This window comes from Burkholderia lata, from assembly GCF_000012945.1.
GTDB lineage: Bacteria > Pseudomonadota > Gammaproteobacteria > Burkholderiales > Burkholderiaceae > Burkholderia > Burkholderia lata.
Genome location: NC_007511.1, coordinates 2,131,395 through 2,154,256 on the forward strand (window position 1 = coordinate 2,131,395; position 22,862 = coordinate 2,154,256).

General features: G+C 68.0%; 18 protein-coding genes. 9 read left to right on the forward strand and 9 right to left on the reverse strand.

Going from position 1 to position 22,862, the window contains the following annotated elements; all coding sequences use genetic code 11:
- Positions 1-62 precede the first annotated feature (62 nt).
- Positions 63-842: an alpha/beta fold hydrolase gene (locus BCEP18194_RS32065; RefSeq protein ID WP_011355462.1), complete on the forward strand. Its 780-nt coding sequence runs from the start codon at positions 63-65 to the stop codon at positions 840-842.
- A 38-nt stretch (positions 843-880) separates the two neighbouring features.
- Here BCEP18194_RS32065 and BCEP18194_RS32070 read toward each other — a convergent pair whose 3' ends face one another.
- From BCEP18194_RS32070 to BCEP18194_RS32105, 8 genes are all read right to left on the reverse strand, one after another.
- On the reverse strand, positions 881-1,708 hold the full coding sequence (locus BCEP18194_RS32070; RefSeq protein WP_011355463.1) for a M55 family metallopeptidase: 828 nt from the start codon (positions 1,706-1,708) through the stop codon (positions 881-883).
- Entirely contained in the window at positions 1,705-2,787 is a 1,083-nt protein-coding gene (locus BCEP18194_RS32075) for a P1 family peptidase (protein ID WP_011355464.1), read from the reverse strand. The genes BCEP18194_RS32070 and BCEP18194_RS32075 overlap by 4 nt, the downstream gene beginning before the upstream one ends.
- Positions 2,787-3,680, reverse strand: a complete 894-nt coding sequence (gene gsiD, locus BCEP18194_RS32080) for a glutathione ABC transporter permease GsiD (protein WP_011355465.1) — start codon at positions 3,678-3,680, stop codon at positions 2,787-2,789. The genes BCEP18194_RS32075 and gsiD overlap by 1 nt, the downstream gene beginning before the upstream one ends.
- Positions 3,681-3,687: 7 nt before the next feature.
- Complete coding sequence (gene gsiC / locus BCEP18194_RS32085; protein ID WP_011355466.1) at positions 3,688-4,608, reverse strand: glutathione ABC transporter permease GsiC; 921 nt, start codon at positions 4,606-4,608, stop codon at positions 3,688-3,690.
- 79 nt (positions 4,609-4,687) lie between these two features.
- Complete coding sequence (gene gsiB, locus BCEP18194_RS32090; RefSeq protein WP_011355467.1) at positions 4,688-6,250, reverse strand: glutathione ABC transporter substrate-binding protein GsiB; 1,563 nt, start codon at positions 6,248-6,250, stop codon at positions 4,688-4,690.
- A 95-nt stretch (positions 6,251-6,345) separates the two neighbouring features.
- Entirely contained in the window at positions 6,346-8,247 is a 1,902-nt protein-coding gene (locus BCEP18194_RS32095) for a dipeptide ABC transporter ATP-binding protein (RefSeq protein WP_011355468.1), read from the reverse strand.
- 29 nt (positions 8,248-8,276) lie between these two features.
- Entirely contained in the window at positions 8,277-9,284 is a 1,008-nt protein-coding gene (locus BCEP18194_RS32100; RefSeq protein WP_011355469.1) for an isoaspartyl peptidase/L-asparaginase family protein, read from the reverse strand.
- Positions 9,281-10,225: a MurR/RpiR family transcriptional regulator gene (locus tag BCEP18194_RS32105; protein WP_041493328.1), complete on the reverse strand. Its 945-nt coding sequence runs from the start codon at positions 10,223-10,225 to the stop codon at positions 9,281-9,283. The genes BCEP18194_RS32100 and BCEP18194_RS32105 overlap by 4 nt, the downstream gene beginning before the upstream one ends.
- Before the next feature lie 472 nt (positions 10,226-10,697).
- Between BCEP18194_RS32105 and BCEP18194_RS32110 the strand changes: the two genes are divergently transcribed.
- The 5 genes from BCEP18194_RS32110 to BCEP18194_RS32130 all read left to right on the forward strand — a co-directional run bounded on the left by BCEP18194_RS32110 (position 10,698) and on the right by BCEP18194_RS32130 (position 18,412).
- Positions 10,698-11,969 (forward strand): MFS transporter, encoded by a 1,272-nt coding sequence (locus BCEP18194_RS32110; RefSeq protein WP_011355471.1) that lies wholly within the window; start codon positions 10,698-10,700, stop codon positions 11,967-11,969.
- 27 nt (positions 11,970-11,996) lie between these two features.
- Positions 11,997-14,417: a glycoside hydrolase family 31 protein gene (locus tag BCEP18194_RS32115; protein WP_011355472.1), complete on the forward strand. Its 2,421-nt coding sequence runs from the start codon at positions 11,997-11,999 to the stop codon at positions 14,415-14,417.
- Positions 14,418-14,520: 103 nt separating this feature from the next.
- Entirely contained in the window at positions 14,521-15,708 is a 1,188-nt protein-coding gene (locus BCEP18194_RS32120) for a porin (RefSeq protein ID WP_011355473.1), read from the forward strand.
- A 318-nt stretch (positions 15,709-16,026) separates the two neighbouring features.
- Positions 16,027-18,048 (forward strand): BCCT family transporter, encoded by a 2,022-nt coding sequence (locus BCEP18194_RS32125; protein ID WP_041493600.1) that lies wholly within the window; start codon positions 16,027-16,029, stop codon positions 18,046-18,048.
- Between the two features lie 52 nt (positions 18,049-18,100).
- Entirely contained in the window at positions 18,101-18,412 is a 312-nt protein-coding gene (locus BCEP18194_RS32130) for a hypothetical protein (RefSeq protein ID WP_011355475.1), read from the forward strand.
- Positions 18,413-18,511: 99 nt separating this feature from the next.
- Here the strand turns inward: BCEP18194_RS32130 and BCEP18194_RS32135 are convergent, their stop codons facing one another.
- A complete protein-coding gene (locus tag BCEP18194_RS32135) occupies positions 18,512-19,360 on the reverse strand; it encodes a class I SAM-dependent methyltransferase (protein ID WP_011355476.1) in 849 nt (282 codons plus the stop codon).
- 201 nt (positions 19,361-19,561) lie between these two features.
- Between BCEP18194_RS32135 and BCEP18194_RS32140 the strand changes: the two genes are divergently transcribed.
- The 3 genes from BCEP18194_RS32140 (at position 19,562) to BCEP18194_RS32150 (ending at position 22,792) form a co-directional block, all read left to right on the forward strand.
- On the forward strand, positions 19,562-21,025 hold the full coding sequence (locus tag BCEP18194_RS32140; protein WP_011355477.1) for a metallophosphoesterase family protein: 1,464 nt from the start codon (positions 19,562-19,564) through the stop codon (positions 21,023-21,025).
- Between the two features lie 56 nt (positions 21,026-21,081).
- Positions 21,082-22,419 (forward strand): cytochrome-c peroxidase, encoded by a 1,338-nt coding sequence (locus BCEP18194_RS32145; protein WP_244273125.1) that lies wholly within the window; start codon positions 21,082-21,084, stop codon positions 22,417-22,419.
- 97 nt (positions 22,420-22,516) lie between these two features.
- Positions 22,517-22,792, forward strand: coding sequence for a hypothetical protein (locus BCEP18194_RS32150; RefSeq protein ID WP_011355479.1), 276 nt, complete (start codon positions 22,517-22,519; stop codon positions 22,790-22,792).
- Positions 22,793-22,862 lie beyond the last annotated feature (70 nt).

Consider the following 22,862-nt stretch of genomic DNA (forward strand, 5'->3'; position numbering starts at 1 on the left):
GACCTGACGGCCGCAGGACCCGTCGGCCTGATCGGCCGGATTACCACTGCATCGGAGCGGACATGCCGAATACGTTTCATCGCGTGGGGGACGGCCCCCACCCTGTTCTTGTACTACCCGGCTGGTTCGGCGACGCTCACGCGTTCGAACCCGTCGAAGCGTGGCTGTCGCGTGAACACTTCAGCTATGTCTTCATGGACTACCGCGGTTACGGCCGCATGCGCGACGCAGCGGGCCACTACACGATCGACGAGATCGCCGCCGACGCACTTGCGCTGGCCGACACGCTCGGTTTCGCGACCTTCAGCGTCGTCGGCCATTCGATGGGCGCGATGGCGGCCGAGAGAATCGCCGTCATCGCACCCAGGCGGGTGCGCGCTCTGGTACCGATCACGCCCGTGCCGTGCGGCGGCCTGCCGTTCGACGCGGAGAAACGCGCGCTATTCGCGCGCGCCGCGGACCACGTCACCGATCGCCGAACCATCATCGATCGCAGCACCGGCGGCCGGCTGCCCGCCGCCTGGATCGAGTGGAAAGCGGCGTATTCGGCAGCCCGTTCGTCGCCGCCGGCGTTCGGCGCGTACTTCCGCGCATGGGCCGATACGGATTTCAGCAACGAGATCGCCGGCATCCATCCGGTGAAAGTGCTGATCGGCGAGCACGATCCGGCGTTCGACGCGGCACTGATGGCCCGCACCTACCTGCGGCGTTATCCGCTCGCCACCGTCGACGTGCTGCGCAATGCGGGCCACTATCCAATGAACGAGACGCCGCTCGCGCTGGTCGCGGCGATGGAGGCGTTCCTGCTCGCGGTGACGGCAAACCCCGTCGGCAACCACTGACGACGCGCGGCGCGCAAGCAGCACGGTGGCAACGCGCATCACCGCAACATGAACGACATCGCCGACAAACTGTTCAGCGTGCGCACCACATGCTCGACCGAAGGCCCGTCGAAGCGCAGCGTTACCGCGTCGACGCGCTCCAGCGACGGCAGCACGCAGAACAGGTCGGCCAGCGCCGCCGTCTGCACGCGCAGCGTGCAAGTGGCCGGCGCAGGCCGATGGGCACCGGCGCGCACGCCTGCCGACAGTGCGTGCGAAACCGCTTCGCGCGCAGCCGTTGCGATCCGCGCACATGACGCGGCGGGCGTGAGCGTATCGCCGCTCGATGCGCCGCCGGCCGTCTTGACCGCCTCGAAATGCGCATCCGGAAACAGCGGCCGGGTTTCCTCGGCGAACACGTCGTCGCCCGTGGCCAGCGCGACGTGCGCACCGTATTCCCGCGCCAACGCACCGTACAGCCCGGCTTCGCCAAGCTCGACGCCGTTCAGCCACACCTGCGTGAACGCGAAGCTGTTGATCGTGTGCGCAAGGATGCCGCGTGTCTGCGACTTCGCGTGATAGCCGATCATGAACACGAGGTCGGGCTGCTGTTCGAGGCCCGTCATCATCCCGAGCGTGCGCGGCTTGCCGAGCACGACGCGCGCACGCGCATCGAGCCCGTCGGGCAGCAGGTTGCGGAAGCCGCCATGCGAATCGTTGACCCACACGGCCTGCGCGCTGCCCATGAACGCGCCTTCGATCGCCGCGTTCGCCTCGGCGGTCATCCAGCGGCGCGCACGCTCGTATTCCGGATTGCCGGCACGCGTCTGCTCGGTGGCGAATACGCCGGCAACACCTTCGATGTCGGTCGAAATCAGGATCTTCATGACTGGGTAAGACGTCCTTCGTGGCCTTCGTTGAACAGGCGATCGAGATCGGGCACCGCGTCGCGCAGCGATTGCCGCACGTGGCCGTCGCGCCCGGCCACCGTCACGGCCTGCAGCAGCGCGTCGGCAATGGCGTGCTCGACACTTTCGGCCGCGGCCATGAACAGCGGATCGAGCGCCGCATCGGCGACGAGGGCCGGCAGCGCGATGGTCGATGCGTCGTGCGCGATCGTGTATGCGGTGGAAAATGCGAGCGCGATGTCGCCGCTGCCGTGCCCGTAAACCGAGCCCGTGCGGGCCAGCCCCGCACCCGCGCGACGCGCGAGCCGCGACAGTTGCCGTGCATCGAGCGGCGCGTCGGTGGCCAGCAACAGGATGATCGAGCCCTGCTCGGGCGGTGCCGCATGCGCGGCCTCGGCTGCGCGCCGTTGCGCGACGATCTGCCCGACCGGCACGCCGCCGAGCGTCAACATCGGCAGCCGGCCGAAATTCGCGAGCACGAGCGCGCCGACCGTATAGGGCCGCCCGGCCGCAACAGCGACACGCGACGCCGAACCGATCCCGCCTTTCAGGTCGAAGCTCGACATCCCGCGCCCAGCGCCCACCGCGCCACGTGCGACGTCACGCGATGCCGCGCGGCACGCGTCGTCGTAATGCGCGGCCGTGACCGCGAACGCCTGGATATCGTTCAGATAGCCGTCGTTGCACTCGAACACGAGCGGGTTGACGGTCGACCAGTCGCGGCCGACTTGCGGATTGGCCGCGATCGCCGCGCGAATCTGCGCCTGCGCGACCGCGCCGACGCCGAACGTATTGGTCAGCGCGATCGGCGTATCGAGCGTGCCGAGCTCGTCGACCTGCACGAGCCCGACGCTCTTGCCGAAGCCGTTGATCACGGCAGCCCCCGCCGGCACCTTACTGCGGTACACGTCGCCCGGATGCGGCTTCACGACGGTCACGCCCGTTTGCACGTTGCCCGCATCGAGCGTGCAATGGCCGACCGTCACGCCCGGCACGTCGGCGATCGTGCCGCGCGGCCCGGCCGGCAGCGTTGCCGTCCACATGGGTGCGATGCGCATCAGCGGCGCTCCAGCTTCGGATCGAGCGCGTCGCGCAGCCCGTCGCCGAGCAGGTTGAACGCGAGCACCGTCAGGAAGATCGCGAGGCTCGGGAAGATCGCGATGTGCGGCGCCGTCACCATGTCCGCGCGCGCCTCGTTGAGCATCGCGCCCCACTCCGGCGTCGGCGGCTGCGCGCCGAGCCCGAGGAACGACAGGCTCGCGGCCGTGATGATCGACGTGCCGATCCGCATCGTGAAGTAGACGACGACCGACGACACGGTGCCCGGCAGGATGTGCCGCATGATGATCGTCCAGTCCGACGCGCCGATGCTGCGCGCGGCCTCGACATAGGTCATGTGCTTCAGCATCAGCGTGTTGCCGCGCACGAGCCGCGCGAACGCCGGGATGCTGAAGATCGCGACCGCGCAGATCACGTTGATCATCCCGTTGCCGAGGATCGCGACCACGCCGATCGCGAGCAGGATGCCCGGGAACGCGAACAGCACGTCGGCCACGCGCATCGTGATGCGGTCCCACCAGCCTTCGTAGTAGCCGGCGAGCAGCCCGAAGAACGTGCCGATCACCGCGCCGAGCGCGACCGAGAAAAAGCCGGCCGCGAGCGAGATGCGCGTGCCCGCGATGATCCGGCTGAAGATGTCGCGGCCGAGCGAATCGACGCCGAACCAGTGCACGGCCGACGGCGCCGCGTTCAACGCGTCGTAGTCGAAATAGTTCTCCGGATCGAACGGCACGATGTGCGGGCCGACGAACGCCAGCACGACAAGCGCCAGCACGAAGCCGCCCGCGACGAGCGCGACGGTCTGCTTGCGGAACTTGCGCCAGAATTCGCGCCACGGCGTGCGGATCGCGGTCGGTGCGGCCGGCGCCGCGGTCTGGACTGTCGCGTTCATGCGCGCCTCACTTGAACCGGATGGTCGGGTTGATGACCGCGTACAGCACGTCGACGGTCAGGTTGATCAGGATGAACTCGAGCGAAAACAGCAACACGATCGCCTGGATCACGGGGTAGTCGCGCATCGTCACCGCGTCGACGAGCAGGCGGCCGAGCCCCGGCCAGTTGAACACGACCTCGACGACGATCGAGCCGCCGAGCAGGAAGCCGAACTGCAGCCCCATCATCGTGACGACCGGGATCATCGCGTTGCGCAGGCAGTGCTTGAGCACCACCATCGGCTCGCGCACGCCCTTCGCACGGGCGGTACGCACGAAATCCTCGTTCAGCACCTCGACGAACGACGCGCGCGTGAAGCGTGCCATCACGGCCGCAACCGCGGCGCCGAGCGTAAGCGACGGCAGCACGTAGCTCTTCCACGAGCCGTCCGGCACGACCGGCAGCCAGCCGAGCTTCACCGAGAAGATTTCCATCAGCAGCATGCCGAGCGCGAACGCGGGAAACGAGATGCCCGACACCGCGAGCGTCATGCCGAGGCGGTCGGGCCAGCGGTTGCGCCACACCGCCGACGCAATGCCGATCGCCATCCCGAACGCCGTCGCCCACACCATGCTGACGAGCGTCAGCATCAGCGTCGGCATGAAGCGTTCGCCGATCTCGGTCGAGACCGGCCGCTTGCTGCGGGTCGACAGGCCGAAGTCGCCGTGCGCGATCTTCACGAAGAAGTTCACGAACTGCGCGGGCAGCGGCTGGTCGAGGCCGAGATCGGTGCGCACCAGCGCGACCGTCGCATCGTCGGCTTCGGGCCCGGCCGCGAGCCGCGCCGGGTCACCCGGAAGCAGGTGGACGAACAGGAACACCAGCACCGCGACGATCGCGAGCGTGGGTAGCAGGCCGAACAGGCGTTTGACGAGAAAATTCAGCATGGGGCACCGATCGAATCAGCGTGCCGGCGGCTCGCGCCGCCGGCACCGCGTGGCGGACGAGCCGCCGTCATCACCACTGTCATTTCAGCGAGATTTCGTCGAAGTTGAACGAGCCGTCCGGCATCACGTACGCGCCCTGCAGCCGCTTGCTGCGCGCATACACGATCTTCTCCTGCACGAGGAAGATCCACGGCGCATCGGTCCAGATCTGCTTCTGCGCATCGGTGTAGAGCTCGGTCTTCTTCGCGCGGTCGACCGTCTCCAGTGCCTTCGAAAGATCGCCGTCGACCGTGTCGTTCTTGTAGTACGCGGTGTTCAGCAACTTCGGCGGTGCCGACGCGCCGGCGAGCAGCGGCGTGATCGCCCAGTTCGCCTCGCCCGTCGACGACGACCAGCCGATGTAGTACATCCGCACCGGCGCCTTCGCCGGGTCCGGCGCGCTCTCGACCTTCGCGACGCGCTCGCCGGCTTCCAGCGCCTGCACCTGCACCTTCACGCCGACCTGCGCGAGCTGCTGCTGCACGAACTGGATCGCCTTCTGCGACGTCGAGTTGTTATACGCGGACCACAGCGTCGTCTCGAAGCCGTTCGGATAGCCGGCTTCCTTCAGCAGCGCGCGCGCCTTCGCCGGGTCGTACGGCCACGGGCCCAGCTTCGTCGCGTAGTCGACACCCTGCGGCACCACGCCGGTGGACGGCGTCGCGAAGCCGGCGAACGCGACCTTCGCGAGCGCTTCCTTGTTCACCGCGTAGTTCAGCGCCTGGCGCACCTTCGGGTTGTCGAACGGCTTCTGCTGCATGTTCAGCGACACATAGCGCTGCACGATCGACGGCCGCTCCACGACGTCGACCTTCGGGCTGCCCTTCAGGTCGGCTGCCTGTTCGAACGGGATGCGGAACGCGAAATCGGCTTCGCCCGTCTTGATCAGCGCCGCACGCGTGTTGTTGTCGACCACCGGCTTCCAGTCGATCGCGTCGATCTTCGGATAGCCCTTCTTCCAGTAGCCGGCGAACTTCTTCACCTTCAGGTCGTCGGTCTGCTTCCATTCGACGAACTCGAACGGGCCCGTGCCGACCGGGTGCAGCGCGATGTCGCGGCCCCACTTCTTCAGCGCGGCCGGCGAGATCATCACGGCCGACGGGTGCGCGAGCGTGTTGATCAGCGCCGAGAACGGCTCGCGCAGCGTGATCTTCACCGTGTACGGATCGACCACTTCGGTCTTCTCGATCACGCGGAACATGTTGTAGCGCTTCAGGTGGTTCGCGGGATCGGTCACGCGGTCGAAGTTCGCCTTCACGGCCGCCGCGTTGAAATCGGTGCCGTCGTGGAACTTCACGCCCTGGCGCAGCTTGATCGTGTAGACCTTCGCGTCCGGGCTCGCGTCGTAGCTGGTTGCCAGCACGTTGACGAGCTTCATGTCCTTGTCGAAGCCGAACAGCCCCTGGTAGAACGACTTGACGACGGCCTGCGACACCGTGTCGTTCGCGTCGTACGGGTCCATCGTCGTGAAGGTCGAATCCACCGCCATCACCGCGGTCTGCTGCGCGAATGCGGGCACCGCGGCCGACAGCGCGAACGCGCCGGCGAGCGCGACGAAACACGCGCGCGGACGAAACATCGGGAACGGATGCTGCTTGGTCATTTTGCTGGGCTCCTAACGGTGAATCGGTGACGCCTCACGGGCGTTTCGGTTTCGACTTCCTGCAAGCTCGCGCATCGCCGTGGCGATGCATTTCTTCAGTACGCGCCGCCGACGCGATGTGTCGCGACGTAATGATCGGGGCCGACCGCGACCAGCGGCGCGACGACCGGCTCGTCGCCGACCGCGCGGATCGGGCTCGGAATCTCGTCCGCCGCGAGCTGGCGCGGCGCATGCCGGCGCGCCGGATCGGCCACCGGCACCGCGCTCATCAGCTTCTTCGTGTACGGGTGCTGCGGTGCCTCGAACACCGCGCGGCGCGGGCCGATCTCGACGATCTGGCCGAGATACATCACCGCGACGCGATGGCTGATGCGCTCGACCACGGCCATGTCGTGCGAAATGAACAGGTATGCGACGCCGAGCTCGCGCTGCAGGTCGAGCATCAGGTTGACGATCTGCGCCTGCACCGACACGTCGAGTGCCGACACCGATTCGTCGGCGATTACGACCTTCGGATTCAGTGCGAGCGCACGCGCGATCGCGATCCGCTGGCGCTGGCCGCCCGAAAACTCATGCGGATAGCGGCGCGCGGCCTCCGGCGGCAGGCCGACCTTGTCGAGCAGCCAGTCGACGCGCGCCTGCGCTTCGCGGCCGCTCGCGACGCCGTGCACGAGCAGCGGCTCCATGATCGAGAAGCCGACGGTCAGGCGCGGGTTCAGCGACGCGAACGGATCCTGGAAGATGAACTGGATATTCCGGCGCAGCGCCTGCAGGTCCGGGCCTTTCAGCGCGCTGATGTCGCGGCCGTCGAACTCGATCGAGCCGCTCTGCGATTCGACGAGGCGCAGCAGCGAGCGGCCGGTGGTCGACTTGCCGCAGCCCGATTCGCCGACGAGCGCAAGCGTCTCGCCCGCGCGCAGTTCGAAGCTCACGCGCTCGACCGCATGCACGTATTGCGACACGCGGCCGAACACGCCGCTCTTCACCGGGAAGCGCGTCACGAGATCGCTTACGCGCAGGATCGGCGGCGCGGACTGATCGACGGGCGGCTGCGCATCGTCGTTTGCCGCGGGAGCGGGCGACGGTGCCGCCGCGCTTGCGCCCTCCACCTTCAGCAGCGGGAATTTCTCGGGCGCATCGGTGCCCTGCATCGAGCCGAGTTTCGGCACGGCCGCGAGCAGCGCACGCGTGTAGCGATGCTCGGGGGCCGCGAAGATGCGATCCGATTCGCCCTCCTCGACTTTCTCGCCGCGATACATCACGAGCACGCGGTCGGCCACTTCGGCCACCACGCCCATGTCGTGCGTGATGAAGATCACGCCCATGTTCATTTCGTCCTGCAGCCCGCGCACGAGTTGCAGGATCTGCGCCTGGATCGTCACGTCGAGCGCGGTCGTCGGCTCGTCGGCGATCAGCAGCGACGGCCGGCACGACAGCGCCATCGCGATCATCACGCGCTGCCGCATCCCGCCCGACAACTGGTGCGGATAGCGCGCGAACACGCGGCGCGCCTCCGGAATGCGCACGAGTTCGAGCAGCCGCAGCGTCTCCGCGCGCGCTTCCGACATGCTTTTCGACTGATGCAGCGCGATCGCCTCGCTGATCTGGTCGCCGACGGTAAACACCGGGTTCAGCGACGTCATCGGCTCCTGGAAAATCATCGCGATGTCCGCGCCGCGAATGCCGCGCATCGTCGCGCCGCTGGCCTGCGCAAGATCGACGAGCGCGCCGCCGCGCCGGCGGAACGCGATCCGGCCGTTCGTGATCGCGCCGCCGCCGTGCTCGACGAGCCGCATCAGCGCGAGCGACGTGACCGACTTGCCCGAGCCCGATTCGCCGACGATCGCAAGCGTCTCGCCGCGGTCGACGTGAAACGACACGTTGCGCACCGCGTCGAACGTCGCGCCTTCGCGGCGGAACGTGACCGACAGGTCGTCGACGGCCACCACGCGCTGCTCGGGCAGCACCAGGCCGGACGGGTTACGGCTCGAAGTCATCGTGGGTCTCCTCCTCGTGCGGTCCGGCTTCAGGCCGTATCGTCGTCGCGATAGATGCCGACCACCGGCGCTTCACCGACGCGCGCGTAGCCGCGGTACATCCCTTCGGTGTTGAACGGCATCGCGACGTTGCCCTGCGCGTCGACCGCGATGATCCCGCCGCGGCCCGCGAGGCGCGGCAGCTTGTTCATCACGACGTCGTGCGCGGCGTCGGCGAGCGACGCGCCGCGATACGCGATCTGCGCAGCCACGTCATGTGCGGTCGCGAGCCGGATGAACATCTCGCCGGTGCCCGTCGACGACACCGCGCAGGTTGCGTCGTCCGCATAGCAGCCCGCGCCGATGATCGGCGAATCGCCGACACGCCCCGGCTGCTTGTTCGTAATGCCGCCCGTCGACGTCGCCGCCGCGATATGGCCATGCTGGTCGCATGCGACCGCACCGACCGTGCCGTGCTTGCGGTCCGGATCGAGCGGTTCGGGCGGCTGCTGTTGCTGCTGTGATTGCGAAGCGCCGAACGTGAACGTCGCCGCGTCGTGGTCGAGCATCGCGCCCGCCGCTGCGCGCGCCTTGACCCACTGCGCGTGACGCGCCTCGGTGTGGAAGTAACCCGGTTCCGCGAGTTCGAGCCCCTGCGCAGCGGCGAACGCATCGGCGCCCTCACCGGCGAACAGCACGTGCTCGCTGGCTTCCATCACGCGCCGCGCGGCAAGCACCGGATTGCGCACGCGCGTCGCACAGCAGATCGCGCCGGCGCCGAGCGTCGCGCCATCCATCACCGCCGCGTCGAGTTCGTGCTTGCCCTCGGCCGTATAGACGGCACCGCGCCCGGCGTTGAACAGCGGACAGTCCTCGAGCATCCGCACCGCGACGGTGACAGCGTCGAGCGCGCTGCCGCCATCGGCCAGCACCTGCTGCGCGGCCGTCAGGATCGCGGTCAATTCGGCACGGTACTGACGTTCGGTATCGGAATCCATCGCATCGCGCAGGATCGTGCCTGCGCCGCCGTGAATCGCAACGATCGCGGGTGAAGTCATGTTTTTTTCGGACGGTGAGTAGAAGGATTGGCTGCCGGTGGCGTCGCTTGCGGCTGCATGAGCCACGGCAGCAGGAATTCGGTCATCTCGGCCGCGGATTTCGCGGACCGGTGCGTGCGCAGCGCGACCGCGTCGATCAGCGCCTCGATCATCGCGAGCACGGCCGCTTCCGACGTGGCCGCGAAGCGACGTTCGGCCTTGACGTACAGGTTCAGCGACGCGATCGGCGCAAGCGGCGATTGCGGGCCGTCGGAGATACCCAGCACGCGTGCACCGCGCGCGGCCGCGCGGCGGGCGAGTTCGATCGTGTCCTTCACGTAGCGCGGAAACGCGAGCGCGATCACGAGATCGCGCGAGTCGGCCGTATACAAGCGCCGCGCCGCGTGCGACGGGCCGCCGAGCAACGCGAGCGACTGCACGTTGTCATGGCAGACGGACAGCCCGTGCTCCATCAGCCCGGTGAGAAACGCGCTCGACCCCGCGCCGAGGATCAGCACTCGACGCGCACCGACGATCGCCTCGACCGCGGCCTCGACATCGGCTGCATCCAGCTGCGCACGCGTGTTCTCGATGTTCGCGACGGCTTGGTCGAATACCGCGTCGATCCAGACGGCGCCACGTACGCCAGGCTCCTGCTCCTGCGCGGAACGCAGCCGCTCGACCGGCCCGAGCGTCGCCTCGAAGCCACGCACCAGCGCCGCGCGCATCGCCGGATAGCCGTCGAAACCGAGCGCCTTCGCGAAGCGGTTCGCGGTCGCGATCGACGCGTTCACGGCCTGCGCGAGTTCGTCGATCCGCATCGTCGCCGCGCGGAACGGGTTCGCGAGCACGAACTCGCCCATGCGGCGATGGATCGGCGTCATCAACGGCATCGCCGACGCGATCCGCTCGGCAATCGCGGGTTCGTCTTGACTGGCGTCGTGCGGAACGAGAGGCGTCATGCGAAGGGTTATTGCAAGGATAGTGAAAATGAATTTACACAACTCCGATCCGGAAAAGAAATAAATTTTCATCAGGGTTGTCACGCTCCTGTCCGCGTCCGTCGATCGCCCGATCGCTCGCACAGCCCCGCCCCGTGGGCTTTTGGCGCGGAATCGCCGCACGTCGTCACGTGTACTGCCGGCCCTCGCTCATGGGGAAAACCCCGAGCAAGTTCGTTCGAATGCAATTTCACGTTGACCGGATTCGAATTCGAACATAGGATGTTCGAAAATGATCAGTCGTCAGATAACATTAGCCTCCGACGACGACGAAATGTTCGCTTGAACACCATTATTCCGACGCGAATCGGGAAAAATGGCACCCATCAAGATCGGACATCGTACGAATAAATCGAAACAAGCCATCCCGAACGGATGGTCGTCATGGATCGGGCCGGCGCCACGCGCCGGCCCTGCCCGACAGGAGACAGCAGTGAAGACAGTCAAGGCGTTGCGCTGGTGGATCATCGTGCTCGTATGTCTGGGCACGATCCTCAACTACCTCGCACGGAATTCCCTCGCGGTGCTCGCCCCCGAGCTCAAGCAGGTCTTTTCGATCTCGACGCAGCAATACTCGTACATCGTCGGCGCATTCCAGATCGGTTACACGATCATGCAGCCGGTGTGCGGCTTCGTCGTCGACCTGATCGGGCTGCGGCTCGGGTTCGCGCTGTTCGCGATGCTCTGGTCGGTGGTCGGCGTCGCGCACGGGTTCGCGTCGGGCTGGCTGTCGCTCGGCATCCTGCGCGGCTTTCTCGGCCTGTTCGAAGCCGCCGCGATTCCGTCCGGGATGAAGGCTGTCGCCGAATGGTTTCCCGATCGCGAGAAATCCGTCGCGGTCGGCTACTTCAACGCGGGCACGTCGCTCGGCGCCGCGATCGCGCCGCCGCTCGTCGTGTTCCTGTCGATGCGGTTCGGCTGGCAGGCCGCGTTCATGGCGACCGGCGCGCTCGGCTTCGTGTGGGCCGCGCTCTGGTACACGCAATACCGGTCGCCCGCCGACCACCCGCGCATCACGCCGCAGGAGCGCGCGCTGATCCGCGACGGCCAGGCCACGATGCCGCCCGTGTCGAAGCGCCGCATTCGCGACGTCGTCACCGCGCGGCGCTTCTGGGCCATCGCGCTGCCGCGCTTCTTCGCCGAGCCCGCGTGGCAGACCTTCAGCTTCTGGATTCCGCTGTATCTCGCGACCGAGCGCCACATGGAACTCAAGCAGATCGCGATCTTCGCGTGGATGCCGTTTCTCGCGGCCGACCTCGGCGGCATCGCGGGCGGCTACCTGTCGCCGTATCTCGCGAAGCGGTTCAAGCTGCCGCTCGTGTGGTCGCGCGTTGCCGGCGTCGCGCTCGGCGCGGTGCTGATGCTCGGGCCCGCGATGATCGGGCTCGTGGCGTCGCCGTACACGGCCATCGCGCTGTTCTGCGTCGGCGGCTTCGCGCACCAGATGATCTCCGCACTCGTCAACACGCTGTCGGCCGACGTGTTCGATTCCGAGGAAGTCGGCACCGCGAGCGGCTTCGCCGGGATGGCCGCGTGGATCGGCGGGCTCGGGTTCTCGCTGCTGGTCGGCGCGCTCGCCGACAAGGTCGGCTATGCGCCGCTGTTCGCATGCCTCGGCCTGTTCGACCTCATCGGCGTCACGCTGCTCGCGGTGCTGATCCGCGGGCAGTCGAAGCAGGAACGCCTGCTCGCACGGCACGCCTGACCTTCGCTCTCACCAGGAACCGCATTCATGACTTCGCTTCTTCATCCGCCCGTGTTCCGCGTCGCCGGCCAGCACGCGAACCGTGTGCTGCTCGCGTCCGAGGCGGGCGCAACCGTCGAGATCTTCGTGCTCGAGGACGACATCGTGCGGGTGCGCGTGCTGCCCGACGCGACGGCGCGCAACCCGCGCACGTGGTCGATCGCACCGGGCCTCGACGACGTACCGCTCGACGGGCGCGACCGCCTCGACCTCGACGGCTTCGCACTGCCCGCCTACACGCTCGTCGAAGACGACGACGGCGTGTGCATCGAGACCGCGCAGATCCGCGTCGCGATCCGCCGGCAAGGCGGCCATTGCACGTGGTCGATGCGCGGCGCGGACGGCACGTGGCGCGTCGCCCTCGCCGACCGCGCGACGCAGGCGTACAACTTCGGCTGGTGGGACGATCATGCGTATCACTACGTCGCCCGCGAGCGTGGCGACAAGGTGTTCGGCCTCGGCGAACGCGCGGGCAACCTCGACCGCACCGGCGCGCGCTTCGAGATGCGCAACATCGACGCGATGGGCTACAGCGCGAAGCACACCGACCCGCTGTACAAGCACATCCCGTTCTACATTACGTGGTCGTCCGAGGCATGCCAGGGGTTCGGGCTGTTCTACGACACGCTGTCGGACTGCTCGTTCGACATGGGCCGCGAGCTCGACAACTATCACTGCCCGTACCGCTATTTCGTCGCCGAGCACGGCGATCTCGACTACTACTTCATCGCGTCGCCCGACACGCCGCTCGCGGCCGCGCGGCGCTTCACGTGGCTCACCGGGCGCCCCGCGCGCACGCCGAAATGGGGGCTCGGCTATTCGGGCTCGACGATGAGCTACACCGATGCGCCGGACGCGCAGCAGCAGATGAACCAGTTCGTCGAACAGTGCGACACGCACGACATCCTGTGCGATTCGTTCCACCTGTCGTCGGGCTATACGTCGATCGGCGCGAAGCGCTACGTGTTCAACTGGAACCGCGACAAGTTTCCCGACGCGAAGGGCTTCGTGAAGCATTACCGCGACCACGGCATCCGCCTGTGCGCGAACATCAAACCGTGCCTGCTGCGCGACCATCCCGCATTCGAAGACGCCGCAAAGCGCGGGCTGCTGATCCGCTCGGCATCCGGCGAGCCCGCATGGGTGCAGTTCTGGGACGAGGTCGGTGCGTATCTCGACTTCACGCAGCCTGACGCGTACCGCTGGTGGCGCGAGCAGGTCACGTCGGCGCTGCTCGAATACGGGATCGAGTCGACCTGGAACGACAACAACGAGTACGAGATCTGGTCGCCCGATGCGATCGCGCACGGCTTCGGCCAGCCGTATCCCGCGCGCGAGGCGAAGGTGCTGCAGACGATGCTGATGATGCGCGCGTCGCGCGAAGCGCAGCGCGCGCATGCGCCGGCGCAGCGGCCGTTCCTCGTGTCGCGCTCCGGCGGCGCCGGCATGCAGCGCTATGTGCAGACCTGGTCCGGCGACAACTACACGTCGTGGGAAACCTTGCGCTACAACCTGAAGATGGGCCTCGGGCTCGCGCTGTCGGGCGTGTCGAACATCGGTCATGACATCGGCGGCTTCTCCGGGCCCGCGCCGTCGCCCGAACTGCTGCTGCGCTGGGTGCAGTTCGGCATCTTCATGCCGCGCTTCAGCATCCATTCATGGAACGACGACGGCACCGTCAACGAACCGTGGATGTACCCGGAGATCACCGAGCAGATCGCGTCGCTGATCAAGCAGCGCTACCGGCTGCTGCCCTACCTCTATCACCTGCTGTGGCTGTCGACGACGCGCTACGAGCCCGTGCTGCGGCCGACCTTCGCCGATTTCCCCGGCGATGCGCGCTGCTACGACGAAGGTGACGACATGATGCTCGGCGACGCGCTGCTCGTCGCGCCGGTCGTCGATCCCGGCCTGGCGGAGCGCACCGTCTACCTGCCGTCGGGCGCGCGCTGGATGTGCTGCACAAGCGCGCAGTCGTTCGACGGCGGTACGAGCGTGACGCTGCCCGCGCCGCTCGACACGCCGGTGATGCTGCTGCGTGAAGGCCGCGTGCTGCCGCTGAACGTCGCGGAACAGCATTTCGGCGCACGTGCCGACACGCGCGGCTTCCTCGTCGCGCCGCGCGTCGAGGACGGCGTTGCGTACGGCGAATGCGTCGAGGACGACGGCGAGACGGAAGCATGGCGCGACGGCGAATACGGGCTGTGGCGCATCGAGACCGGCCGCGAGGCGTCGGGCGTACTCGGCGTATCGGTGCGCTGGGACGGCCGCCCGGCACGCCCGGCCGACCGCGTCGAGATCCTGTTGCCCGCGTCGCTGCAAGGCCCGGTCGCCGTGCGCGGTGCGCGCGTCGAGCAGGATGCGCAGGATGGCGCGTGGCGCCGCCTCGTCGTCGCATTCGATAGCTGAAACCCGGGCAAGGCGGGCCGTTCACGCGGCCCGCCGCCCACCGCAGAGGAGGCGACCGAGCCTCCCGCCCCTTTGAAAAGATGAAGAGATCTGGAGATCGTCAATGAAAGCACCCGTCAACCGCTATGCAATCCTCATTTTATCGGCCGCGTCGCTCGGCACGACCGCCGCGCACGCACAGAGCAGCGTGACGCTGTACGGCGTCGTCGACGATTCGCTCGCGTACGTGAACAACCAGCAGGGCCATTCGAACCTCTACATGCGCGACGGCAACCTGTATGCGTCGAAGTTCGGGCTGCGCGGCGACGAGGATCTCGGCGGCGGCACGCATGCGATCTTCGACCTGCAGTCCGGCTTCAACCTGAACAACGGTGCGCAATCCGCCGCCGGCCTGATCTTCAATCGCCAGGCGTTCGTCGGCCTGCGCAACGATCACTACGGCACGATGACGGCCGGCCGCCAGTACACGCCCTACTTCCTGTTCGTCGGCCCGTACGCGTCGAGCAGCTGGCTGACAGGCGCGACGGGCGCGCATCCGGGCGACATCGACGGCCTCGACACGACGACCCGCGTGAACAACTCGGTCACCTATACGTCGCCGACCTTCGCCGGGCTGACCGCGAGCGCGATGTACGCATTCGGCGGCATTGCGGGCGCGACCGGCAAGGGCAACACGTTCAGCGCCGCGCTGCGTTATGCGAACGGGCCGATCGGCGTCGCGGCCGGCTATCTGCGCATCAACAGCTCGGGCTCGTCGGCCGGCTTCCTGAATCCGGCGACTGCCGCGTCGGGCAGCTTCGCGGTGTCCGTGCTGAACCAGGGCTACCTCACCGCGAAGGCCGTCGAGCAGGTCGCGGCGGCCGGCAACTACACGCTCGGCGACCTGACGGTGGGTCTCAACTATTCGAACGTGAAGTACCTGCCCGGCAACGGCTCCGCGTTCACGGACACGGCCGTGTTCAACACCTACGGCGCGCTCGCCGCGTACCGCTTCACGCCGGTGTTCTCGGTGGCCGGCGCGTTCGCGTACACGCTCGCGTCGAAGGCGAACGGCGTCAACAGTGCGGCGCGCTACCAGCAGTATTCGCTGAAGGAGTCGTACAGCCTGTCGAAGCGCACGACGCTCTATGCGCTGCAGGCGTACACGCATTCGAGCGGGCAGACGCTCGGTGCGCAAGGCGCCGGCCACGTGATCGATGCGGCACCGATCGTCGGCGATTCTCAGCAGCTCACGCCGTCGACGACGCACGGCCAGTTCGTCGGCATGGCCGGCATCGCCGTCACGTTCTGAACCCGCGCGGCAGCGCCTTCGCCGCGCTCGCCCTTACCCCGGACGACACGCATTTCTCGCACTCCACGCGTGCCGTCCGGGCGCCCGATACACGTCCGCCACCGCGTTTTCAGCGCCCTGTCAGCCCGCCGGGCGAACCCCACGGGTTTTCTCGATCCCCTCAATACCTTACAATTCGTCAGGCTTTCCCTTCTGCATGCCCCCTTCTTGCAGTCCTGACACCGCGGTACACTCGACGCACGCCGTATCAGGGTCCGACGCGTGACGTACGCGCCGGGCGGCGTCGCGCCTCGTTGCGCCCACAACTGGATGCCCGCCATGCCAGATTCCCGTCCCTTGCCCCGCACGACATTCAAGCCGCAGGTCGTCCTGCCCGCGCTCGCGGTCATCGGTGCGCTGCTCGTCGTGTGCGCGTTGCGCCCGAGCGAAGCCGGCGCGCTGTTCTCCGCCGGCCAGCAATGGGTCATCGCGCGCTTCGACTGGTTCTACGTGCTCGCCGTCACCGGCTTCCTCGTGTTTCTCGTGCTGATCGCCGCGAGCGACTTCGGCAACATTCGACTCGGCCCCGACGATGCCGAACCCGAATTCAGCTTCGTATCGTGGACAGCGATGCTGTTCGCAGCCGGCATGGGCATCGGCCTCATGTATTTCGGCGTCGGCGAGCCGATGCAGCATTTCCTGAAACCGCCGACCGTCGACCCCGGCACGCCAGCCGCCGCGCGCGAGGCGATGCTGATGACGTTCTTCCATTGGGGCTTCCATGCGTGGGCGATCTACGGGCTGATGGGGCTCGTGCTCGCGTATTTCGGCTTCCGCTACAACCTGCCGCTGACGCTGCGCTCCGGGCTGTATCCGGTGCTGCGCGAGCGCATCAACGGCTGGATCGGCCACACGGTCGACGCGTTCGCGCTGGTCGGCACGGTCGCCGGCATCGCGACGACGCTCGGCTACGGCGTGATGCAGCTGAGCGCGGGCCTGCATACCGTCGCCGGCTGGGATACCGGCAGCAACCTGTTTCGCATCGGGCTCGTCGCGGTCGTCGTGATCCTCGCGGGCGTATCGGCCGCGACCGGCCTCGACAAGGGCGTGCGACGGTTGTCCGAGCTGAACCTGCTGCTGGCGTTCCTGCTGCTCGCGTTCGTGGTCGTCGCGGGCCCGACGGCCTTCCTGCTGCGCGCGCTCGGCGACAACATCGGCCAGTACCTGTCGAGCCTTATCGACCTGTCGTTCCGCACGTACGCATACGCACCGCCGCGAGAGGAAGGCTGGTTCGGCGGCTGGACGATCCTCTACTGGGCATGGTGGGTGTCGTGGTCGCCGTTCGTCGGCATGTTCATCGCGCGCATCTCGCGCGGCCGCACGATTCGCCAGTTCGTGATCGGCGTGCTGCTCGTGCCGACCGCGTTCAACCTCGTATGGATGACCGTGTTCGGCAACAGCGCGATCTGGCTCGATACCCACGGCGCGGCCGGCGCGCTCGCGCAGACGGCCACCAATGTCGACGCACTGCTGTTCCGCTTCTTCGACTTCCTGCCGATGCCGCAACTGCTGTCGATCGTTGCGATCGTGCTGATCGCGGTGTTCTTCGTCACGTCCGCGGATTCGGGCGCATTCGTGATCGACCAGATCGCGACGCGCGGCAACGCGCACTCGCCCGTGTGGCAACGGCTGTTCTGGGCCGCGCTGCTCGGCGTGACGGCCGCGGTGTTGCTCGTCGCAGGCGGGCTCGGCGCGTTGCAGGCGATGACGCTGATCGCCGCGCTGCCGGTCGCGATCATCATGATCGCGCTCTGCTACGGGCTGTGGCGCGGGCTCGCGGCCGACCGCGTGCACTATTCGCAGGACGTCGCGCCCGCGACGAGCTTCTGGACCGGCCAGCACTGGCGCCACCGCCTGACCCACATCCTGCGGCAGACGACCGAAGCCGAAGCGCGCCAGTTCGTCGCCGAGACGGTCGAGCCCGCGTTGCGCAAAGTCGCCGACGAGCTGCGCGCGAGCGGTGTCGATGCAAACGTGCAGCGCGACAGCGACGATGCCGTACGGCTCACCGTGCCGACCGCCGACCACCGCGATTTCGTATACGGCGTGCGCGTGACCGTGAAATCCGCCGCTGCGTTCCTGGTGCGCGAGGCGGCCGAGCCGGAAGCGGAACGGGCACACGTGTACGGGATCGTGACGTTCTTCGAGGACGGGCGACTCGGCTACGACGTCGAATACCTGCGCGGCGACGAAGTGATTGCCGACGTGCTGCGCCAGTACGAACGCTACGTGTCGCTCGCGGCCGACAAGCGCACGCATCTGCTGAGCCGCGCGCCGGGGCACGCGACGGAGGCCGAATGAATCCCGCCTTTGGTGTGCCGGGGCGACCCGCTACGCGCGACGGAGCCGCACGATGACCGGGCTCCTGCAAAGCCGCGCGTCCGATGTCATCGCGCTCGGCACGCTCGCCCTGCTCTACCTTGGCGGCGCCGGCATCGCGCTGTGGCGAATCCGGGCCGCGGCGCCGCGCGGCAAGGTCTACTGGATCGTCTGCGCGGCGCTGCTCGCCGGCGGCGCCATCGCGATGGGCATCAACCTGTCGCCGATGCCGGACACCGGGGACATGCCGCCCGGGTTTGCGCTCGGCGTCGAAGCCGTCCTGCTCGGTCTCGCGTTGGTCGCCGGCGGTTGCGCGTGGCTGATGCTGCGCGCGCGGCGACGCTGACGCGCGTTCGTCACGCGGCCCGGCTTCGTCCCGCGCGAACGACCACGCGCGGGGCGAACCGGCCGCCCCTTCCTTGATCCGCCTCTGTACCGCGACGCGTTACACGGACGGTGCGCGTGCCGTCACGAGCCAGCATGCTGCGTCGAAGCGCACCGCCGCGCCGTCGATGTAAGGCGCGAACGCGGCACGCATCGTGTCGACCACGCGCCGCCGGGTCGCCTCGTCCACCTCCAGCAACGCAAGCCCGACCGGGCCCAGCCGCGTGATGTAGTCGTCCAGCGCAGGCTCCGGCAGCGCGCACGCCAGATCGACCGGCTCGATCGCGATGTCCGCCCAGCCACTATTCGACAGCACCGACGCGATCCGCTGCCGGTCCCCGAACCCGAACTGCCCCGGCGCGCCAGGCCGCCGCGCGGGCAGGTTCGGCAACAACGGCGCGGCGGCTTGCTCGGCGATCGTCATGAACGGATTGTCGGCCGCGCCGCGCCACGCGACGAACCGCATCCGCGCATCCGGCCGCGCCGCACGCCGCAGATTCGCAAAAGCCCGAACCGGATCGTCGAAGAACATCACGCCGAGGCGCGACACGATCAGGTCGACGCTCGCGGGCTCGAACGCGTGCGTCTGCACATCCGCGCACACGAAGCGGACGGGAACGCTGCTTCGTTCGGCACGCGCCTGTGCGGCGTCGATCATCCGGGCCGAGATATCGATACCCGTGCATTGCACGTCCGCACCGAGCCGCCGCGCGATCGCGAGCGTGACGGCGCCCGTGCCGCAGCCGACGTCGAGCACGCTGCGCGCGGACGACGGGGCCGCCGCATCCACGAGCAACTTCTCCAGCGGTTCGAACATCCGGTCGATTGGCGCTTGAGTATCGACCCACGCGCGCCCCGACGGGCCGTTCCATAGCGCGGATTGTTCATCATTGGGCCGGCTGGTTTCCATCGTCGATTCCCCTTCTGGTTCGTTGATCGTGCCTCGCACTGTGCTGCTTCAAGCCGGCTTGAGGTCAAGGCCCTCCGGCCGCGACCTGCTGCTGCAATATCGACGCCCGGCCAGCATGCAAGCCCCCTGTCGCACCCCGTTTTTTTCACATTTCTTACATTCGCGTTGCGTATCGTTGACGACTTTCCTACGGTGCCTCCCATGCGACGACTCCTCACGCGCGCGCTGCTCGTGCGCTGCGCTCCCCTTGTTGCCCTCGCCGCGCTGTCCGCGTGCTCGAACCACATCGATTCGCCGGCCGATCCGGCGAGTGCGTCGGTCAACGTCCAGGCGGCATGGGTCGAGATCGGCGAGTCGAACCAGGCGATTGCACGCGTGATCACGAACTACACGCCCGCGTCGGCCAGCGATCCGCTGTGCCCGCAACTGACCGTCGACGGCAAGCTGTCGCGCATGTCGCTGCGCACGGGCGCCGCGACCATCGCCCAGCGGCCGACCGCCAGCGACCCGTCCGATTCGAAGCCGTCGAGCTTCCCGGTGTCCGTCTGCGAGATGACGCTGCCGGCCGGCGCGCAGGCGGCAAGCGTCGCGGGCCGCACGCTGCCGCTGCCGAAGGCGCAGCCGCAACGCATCGCGATCATCGCCGACACCGGCTGCCGCATGAAGAAAGCCGACAACGCGTGGCAGGCGTGCAACGACGCGTCGGTCTGGCCGCTCGACACGATCGCGGCCAGCGTCGCGAAACTGTCGCCCGATCTCGTGATGCACATCGGCGACTACCACTATCGCGAGAACGCGTGCCCGCCGGACATCGCCGGCTGCAAGGACAGCCCGTGGGGCTATGGCTGGGATACGTGGCAGGCCGACCTGTTCCGCCCGGCCGCCCCGCTGCTCGCGAAGGCACCGTGGGTCGTCGTGCGCGGCAACCATGAGGAATGTGCGCGCGCGGGCCAGGGCTGGTTCCGCTTCCTCGATCCGCGCCCGTATTCGGCCGCGCGCTCGTGTGACGATCCGGCCAACGACAACAACGCGAACTATTCGGAACCCTATGCGGTGTCGCTCGGCGGCGGCTCGCAGGTGATCGTGTTCGACACCGCGAAGGTCGGCCGCACGCCGCTGAAGACGACCGACGCGCAATTCGGCATCTACCAGAAGCAGTTCCAGACGGTCGCCGCGCTCGCGTCGAAGGCCGGCATGACGACGACGATCTTCACGAACCACCATCCGATCCTCGCGTTCGCGCCGATCGCCGGCAGCACGCCCGCGCCGGGCAACCTCGCGCTGCAATCGGTGATGTCGAGCCTCAACGCGCAGGCGTACTACCCGCCCGGCGTGCACGTCGCGCTGCACGGGCACGTGCACGACTTCCAGGCGATCAACTTCTCGTCCGGGCATCCGGCGACGATCGTGTCCGGTAACGGCGGCGACAATCTCGACGTCGCGCTGCCCGACCCGTTCCCGGCCGGCCTGACGCCCGCACCGGGCGCCGTGATCGAGCGGCTGTCGCACAACAACAGCTTCGGCTTCCTGATCATGGAACGCCGCGCCGCCCCGGCGACCGGCTGGGTGTTCCACGCGTACTCGGCGGCCGGCAAGCTGCTCGCGTCGTGCAACCAGTCGGGCACGACGCTCGCCTGCGACAAGACGGGGTTCATTGCGCCGTGAGTGAAGGAGTTCGATGTGACGGCCGTGATGCAGGCGGCCTGCAAACGCTGCGCGCGCTGGCCACGGCGGCCGTGCTCGCCGGCCTGGCGCTCGCCGCTCACGCCGCGCCGGCCGAAACGGTCCTGCTTCCCGGTGCGCCGCCTTCGCGAGTCGTCGACACGATCGGCAACGGCACGCCGCAGGTGACGGGCAAGATCGATGCGGCCACCGCACGCTTCGCACCCGATCCGACGCTCGTCGCACTCGGCCGCCGGATCTTCTTCGACCCGCGGTTGTCCGAGCCGCGCGGCATGTCGTGCGCGGGCTGCCACGACGCCGGCCGCGCGTTCGCGCCGACGCTGTCGGCCGCTTCGCTCGCGGGGCCGGGCGTGCCAGAAGGCAGCCGGCCCGGACGCTTCAGCCAGCGCAACGCCCCGTCGCTGCTCTATGTGCGCTACGTGCCGCGCCGCCACTTCTACCAGGACGACGATGCGCCCGCACCGTCGCCGTTCGGTGGCCTGTTCAGCGACGGCCGCGCGGATACGCTCGCCGAGCAGATCCGCGGGCCGCTGTTCGATCCGAACGAGATGAACAACCGGTCGCCGGCCGCGCTGCTGCGCAAGGTCGACGCGACCGAGCTCGCGCCTGATCTCGCCGCGCGCTTCGGCGCGCCGGTGCGGCGCGATCCCGAGCAACTGGTGCGTGCGATGGGCCTGGCCGTCGAGGCCTATCTGCAGAGCGACGAGATGGCGCCGTTCACGTCGCGCTTCGACGCGTTCCTGCGCACGCGCAAGCCGCTCGCGCCGGCCGAGATGCGCGGCCTCGCGCTGTTCCGGAATCCCGACAAGGGCAACTGCATGAGCTGCCATACGCTGTCGGAGACGTCGAGCCGCCCGGAGCGTTCGCTCTTTACCGATTTCGGCTACGACGCGATCGCAGTGCCGCGCAACCGCGCGCTGCCGGCGAACCGCGATCCGCGCCATTTCGACAACGGACTGTGCGACACCGCACGGCGGCTGCGCTGGCCCGAGCCGACGCAATGGTGCGGCTACCTGCGCACGCCGGGGCTGCGCAACGTCGCGGTCAAGCAGACCTTCATGCACAACGGCGTGTTCACGACGCTGCGCGACGCGGTCGCGTTCTACAACACGCGCTCGACCGACCCGGGCTTCTGGTATCACGGGGCCAGAACGTTCGACGACGTGCCGGCCGCCTATCGCGGCAACATCAACGTCAACTCGACGCCGATGAACCGCCGGCCCGGCACGCCGCCCGCGCTGACCGACGCGGAAATCGACGACATCGTCGCGTTCCTCGGCACGCTGACGGACGCGCGCTATACGAAGGTTGCCGCCCCCGTGGCGCCCGCGGCCCCTGCTGGCCGGATCACGCGAACCGCCGTGCCGGCCCGCTGACCCTGGCCGAACGGCCAGCCTCACGCGCACCCGCTTGCGGCCGCCGCAAACACTGGTTATATTTACAGTACTGTATTTATGAACAGTGAGGTGCGCGATGGAACATCTGGTCCGTATCGTCAACGAAGCCGATCGCCAAGTGCTGGCGTGGCTCCGCGCCCAGGTCGGCGATGCCCGCGTCGAGCGCGCGGCTCGCCAGCTCGGGCATACGCGCAAGCCCTTCCCGTCCGCCGTCTGCCGGTATTTGGGCATGAGCGCACCGGCCACGCTGCGCCAGGCCGAACGGCCGCGCGCCGCACGCGATTTCTCGGTCGGCGATCGTTACCTGTCGCTGATCCGCCAGCACCTCGCCACGCATTCGGCCAGCCGATGAAATGGCGGCGGCTTGCCGCGTCGGTGGCTCGGAAAACCGGTGGGCTTGAGCATTCGCTGGCCCGACCGGC